The 4,938-nt window shown below is 54.9% G+C and carries 4 protein-coding genes; all 4 read left to right on the top strand.

What is annotated here, in order from left to right; genetic code table 11:
- Positions 1-100: 100 nt before the first annotated feature.
- The gene (locus H7R58_RS25105; protein WP_007899670.1) at positions 101-1,405 is read left to right on the top strand and encodes a methyl-accepting chemotaxis protein; all 1,305 of its coding nucleotides are present in this window, start codon (positions 101-103) and stop codon (positions 1,403-1,405) included.
- Between the two features lie 987 nt (positions 1,406-2,392).
- The gene (locus H7R58_RS25110) at positions 2,393-2,737 is read left to right on the top strand and encodes a MobC family plasmid mobilization relaxosome protein (RefSeq protein ID WP_032976203.1); all 345 of its coding nucleotides are present in this window, start codon (positions 2,393-2,395) and stop codon (positions 2,735-2,737) included.
- Between the two features lie 677 nt (positions 2,738-3,414).
- Positions 3,415-3,906, top strand: coding sequence for an MbeB family mobilization protein (locus H7R58_RS25120; RefSeq protein ID WP_016355729.1), 492 nt, complete (start codon positions 3,415-3,417; stop codon positions 3,904-3,906).
- Between the two features lie 6 nt (positions 3,907-3,912).
- Positions 3,913-4,128 (top strand): MbeD family mobilization/exclusion protein, encoded by a 216-nt coding sequence (locus H7R58_RS25125; RefSeq protein ID WP_000137422.1) that lies wholly within the window; start codon positions 3,913-3,915, stop codon positions 4,126-4,128.
- Positions 4,129-4,938: the final 810 nt, after the last annotated feature.

A 4,938-nucleotide genomic window follows, 5' to 3' on the forward strand; every position in this document is an offset into this window, starting at 1 on the left:
AGCGGGCTTTTTCCCGCCCTGTCGCAGTAATATATAACGCTACATAAGGAGTAGCCGATAACCATGGCAGTACTTACATTATCCGGGCAATCTGATTCATATGTTTTCACTTAAAAATATGTTCTCCCTGAACCTCCAGCGATCAGCCATTTCGTATGACGCAATTTGTCAGAATAAGCCTGTCATTGAGTTCAGTCCGGAGGGGGTGATAAATAAAGCCAGCCCGCTTTTTCTCTCCACTATGGGGTACAGGGCTGATGAAATAATCGGTCACCACCATCGTATATTCTGCCCGCCCTCGCTGGTAAGTTCACCGGAATACAGCCAGTTCTGGCAGCGCCTTGCCAGGGGAGAAAGCTTTAGTGGCAAGTACCTGCGGCTGGCAAAGGGAAATCGTTCCGTATGGCTTGAAGCCAGTTATATCCCCGTTTCTGACAGGCGCGGCCGTGTTATCAGAGTCATTAAAATTGCTGCCGATATTTCTGAGCGCGTGCATTCTGCTCTTGAGCAGGAAGCAGTCGTAAATGCCATAAACCGTTCTATGGCCATCATCACCTTCAATCCTGAAGGGATCGTGCTTGAAGCAAATGAAAATTTCGTCAATGCCACTGGCTATAAGCGGGATGAAATCATAGGTAAGCATCATCGTCTGTTCTGTGCCGAGACGCTTTACAAAAGTGATGAATACCGACATTTCTGGGAGAGTCTGAATCAAGGTGAGTTTTTTTCTGGTCTGTTTCCACGCCTTAACCGTCAGGGAGACCCTCTGTGGTTCCGTGCAACTTATAACCCTGTCTTTAACAGTGATGGGCAGCTTTATAAAATTGTGAAATTCGCTACAGATGTTACGGCTGATGTCCTGCGAAACCAGAGAGAGCAAGAGGCTGCTGTGCATGCATGGGATATGGCCGTGCAGACCCGAGAAAGTGCGCAGAACGGTGCCAATGTTATTGAAAATAGCATCCTTATGATTGACAGAATTGCGCAGGGGATGGGGGCTGTCTCCACCGATATCTCACGGCTCAACAATCAGTCTGAAAGTATTGACGATATGGTGGAAACCATCCGGAAGTTTGCCATGCAGACAAGACTTATTGCACTGAATGCCGCGATTGAAGCAGCAAGGGCTGGCGCATCCGGAAGAAGTTTTGCGGTTGTTGCCGCAGAAGTGCGTAATCTTGCGGCGAGCGTCAGTAGCGCGACTGAAGAAATTGAGCAAGTCGTGGCCAGCAATAGTCAACTGGCCAAGGATGTTCTCTGTGGCATTGAAAACAGCCTGATGAACACTCGGGAAGGGGTTACACTCATGCGCGAAGCGGGTGAAGTTATGACCAGCATTCAGAGGAATGCTGCAGGGGTTGAGACTGCGGTTAAGGATGTCGCCATTTCAGTTAAAGCCGGATAGGCCATGGTGCATATCCCCATATCTGTCGAACATCACAGATGATCTTCTTGAGATCCTTTCCGTTGCGTCGTAATCTCTTGCTCTGAAAACGAAAAAACCACCCGGCAAGGTGGCTTTTTCGAAGGTTCGCAAGAGTTGACGCTCTTTTGAACCGCGGTAACTGGCTTGGAGGAGCACAGTCACCAAAACTGTCCTTTCAGTGTAGCCTTATCGCACCCGAAACTTCAAGACTCTCCTCCTCTAAACCTGTTACCAGTGGCTGCTGCCAGTGGCGCTTTGTCGTGTTTTTCCGGATTGGACTCAAGTTGATAGTTACCGGATAAGGCGCAGCGGTCGGACTGAACGGGGGGTTCGTGCATACAGTCCAGCTTGGAGCGAACTGCCTTCCCGGAACTGAGTGTCAGGCGTGGAATGAGACAAACGCGGCCATAACAGCGGAATGACACCGGTAAACCGAAAGGCAGGAACAGGAGAGCGCACGAGGGAGCCACCAGGGGGAAACGCCTGGTATCTTTATAGTCCTGTCGGGTTTCGCCACCACTGATTTGAGCGTCAGATTTCGTGATGCTTGTCAGGGGGGCGGAGCCTATGGAAAAACGGCTTCGCCGCGGCCTTATCGCTTCCCTGTTAAGCTTCTTTCTGGCATCTCCCAGGAAATTTCCGCCCCGCCTGTAAGCCGGTACCGCTCGCCGCAGCCGAACGACCGAGCGCAGCGAGTCAGTGAGCGAGGAAGCGGAATATATCCTGTATCGCATATTCTGCTGACGCTCCGCTGCTGCATTTTTCTCCTGCCACATGAAGCACTTCACTGATATTCGCATCCGTGCCAACATAGTAAGCTAGTATACACTCCGCTAGCGCTACGTGACTGGTTCAGGGCTGCGCCCCGAAACCCGCTAACAGCCACTGACGCGCCTGCGGCTTGTCCAACCCCGCGCCGACCGGGAAAGGTTTTCCCGCCCGTCCCGGGGTTATCAGGAGACTGTTTTGTCAGAGAAACGGAACAAGATGCTCACCATGTGGGTGACGGAGGATGAGCACAGGCGGCTACTTGAGCGCTGCGACGGCAGGCAGCTGGCGGCGTGGATGCGGCAGACCTGCCTGGACGAAAAGCCGGCTCGTACCGCAAAACTTCCTTCGATCTCGCCGGCGCTGCTGCGCCAGCTTGCCGGTATGGGCAACAACCTGAACCAGATAGCCCGCCGTGTTAACGCCGGCGTCGGTACCGGTCATGACCGGGTGCAGATTGTGGCGGCGCTGATGGCCATCGATGCCGGGCTTGAGCGGCTGCGGCACGCCGTTCTTGAGAAAGGAACGGACGATGATCGTTAAATTTCATCCACGCGGTCGCGGCGGTGGCGCCGGGCCGGTGGACTATCTGCTGGGTAAAGACCGGCAGCGTGAAGGCGCCAGCGTCCTGCAGGGGAAGCCGGAAGAAGTCCGGGAGCTGATCGACGCGTCGCCTTACGTGAAGAAATACACCTCCGGCGTCCTGTCGTTTGCGGAGGCCGATCTGCCTCCCGGCCAGCGGGAAAAACTGATGGCCAGCTTCGAGCGGGTTCTGATGCCCGGACTTGATAAAGATCAGTACAGCATTCTGTGGGTGGAGCACGAGGACAAGGGGCGTCTGGAGCTGAACTTTCTGATCCCCAATACCGAGCTGCTGACCGGCAGGCGGCTCCAGCCGTACTACGACCGCGCCGACCGGCCGCGTATCGATGCCTGGCAGACCATCGTGAACGGCAGACTGGGGCTGCACGATCCGAACGCGCCGGAAAACCGCCGGGCGCTGGTCACGCCGGCCGGACTGCCGAAAACGAAGCAGGAAGCCGCAGAAGCCATCACCCGTGGACTGCTGAGCTTAGCCTCGTCCGGGGAGCTGAAAAGCCGTCAGGACGTCACTGAGGCTCTTGAAGGTGCAGGTTTTGAGGTGGTGCGTACAACGAAAAGCAGTATCAGCATTGCCGACCCTGACGGGGGGCGAAACATCCGACTGAAGGGAGCCATCTATGAGCAGTCTTTTAACGCTGGCGAAGGACTTAGAGCAGCAATCGAAAGCGCAGCAGAAGAGTACCGGCGAGATGCTGAAAGCCGCATTCAGCGAGCACGAGCAGTCTGTCAGAGCGGAACTGAACGCAAGCGCGAGGAGAATCAGCGACGCCATCAGCGCCCACGAGCAGAGTATGAGCGAGGCGATGGAGAAAAACCGGCGGAGCGTGTTGCTGACGGCCGGGAGGACATGGCTCACCATCCTGATGGTGTCAGCGCTGCTGATCGCCACGAGCGGGAGCATTCTGTGGTGGCAGGGACGGCAGATAACCGACAATTACACACATCTTCGTCAGCAGGAAGATACCCTGGCGAAAATGACCGCCCGGACGTGGGGAGTACGCTATCAGGAGAGCAACGACGGCCGGAGGTTCCTTATCCTGCCGCCGGGGATGCAAGCCGAAGCCATCCCCTACGACGGGACGACCTGGATCCGCCTGAAACAGGAGTAGCGGAAAATGACAGAGCTGGAAAAGCAGTTGCTGAGCGCATTAGAGCAGCTACAGCAGGACTACTCGCAAAGGCTGGACGAATGGGAGAGCGCCTTCGCGGAATGGCGGAGCATGTGTGGACTTATGCAACGGGAGAACGCGGTGCTGAACGAGCGCGTGTCGGACTTGAGCACGCAGGTGCTGAGTTTAAGCGAGCAGCTGCGCCGCTTGTCCGGGAACTGAATGCCATCGAGGAGAAGGCTGCACTGGAGTATCAGCGTCAGAACGAGCTGGAGCTGACGCTCCGACAGAAGCAGAAGAGTTTCGATGGTCCGAAGATGAGGTGACAGCCCGCACGAAGAAGGGCTCATCGCGTTCCTGCTAAATAGGCTGACTACCGGAATGGTAGTGACTTATCCCGGAGGAAGTGATGAAAATTCTCAACGTTATTGAAGCCCTGCTGAACTGTTTTTACCTGGTGATGGAGCTGTGTGAGTTGCCGGAGAGGCATTTGCCGGTTTTTAAGGCGTTCGCGCTGATTTTAGTGTGACTTTACGCTGCATGCATCTGGCTGCATGACTATGCATCAGTGTAATATCCAGCGGCTGCGTTTTTGGTGTTTTTTCGTCATGTCTGTCGCCACTTTCTCGCGTCTGGCACCGGAAACGCAGCCAACCCCGTTTCTGCGGTGCGGGCAAGGGGTGTTATGTTAAAAGCCGAGGTCTGGCGGATACGGAAAAAATTATGCCGGCCGGGCTTATGCCCGCGGCAATCCGGCCGATACTTAAATTATCCTTCACAAAGGATGTGCTGCGATCCAGGCAGTTGAGTGTTTTCCGGCTCCCGGATGTGAGCCATTTTTTTGCCTTCTGATGCCTGTTAATGCATGCGGAGCTGCGCTGGTTCTTCCAAGATTGATAGACGCCAGCTTCTCTGCTGGAGCCGGCGGATTTGCCGTAAATATGAACATTTTCTTATTGTTCAGCCCGCTAAAGATGGCGGGTTTTTTACGCGTGAAATCCGGAGCCGGACATCATGCCGGCATGGCTGAAG

This window comes from Klebsiella sp. WP4-W18-ESBL-05 (genome assembly GCF_014169075.1).
GTDB classification, from domain to species: domain Bacteria; phylum Pseudomonadota; class Gammaproteobacteria; order Enterobacterales; family Enterobacteriaceae; genus Kluyvera; species Kluyvera ascorbata_B.

Excerpts from the sequence above, each read along its gene's own strand:
- H7R58_RS25105 (WP_007899670.1), top strand. The coding sequence starts at position 101 with ATGTTTTCACTTAAAAATATGTTCTCCCTGAACCTCCAGCGATCAGCC.
- H7R58_RS25120 (WP_016355729.1), top strand. The coding sequence starts at position 3,415 with ATGAGCAGTCTTTTAACGCTGGCGAAGGACTTAGAGCAGCAATCGAAA.
- H7R58_RS25125 (WP_000137422.1), top strand. The coding sequence starts at position 3,913 with ATGACAGAGCTGGAAAAGCAGTTGCTGAGCGCATTAGAGCAGCTACAG.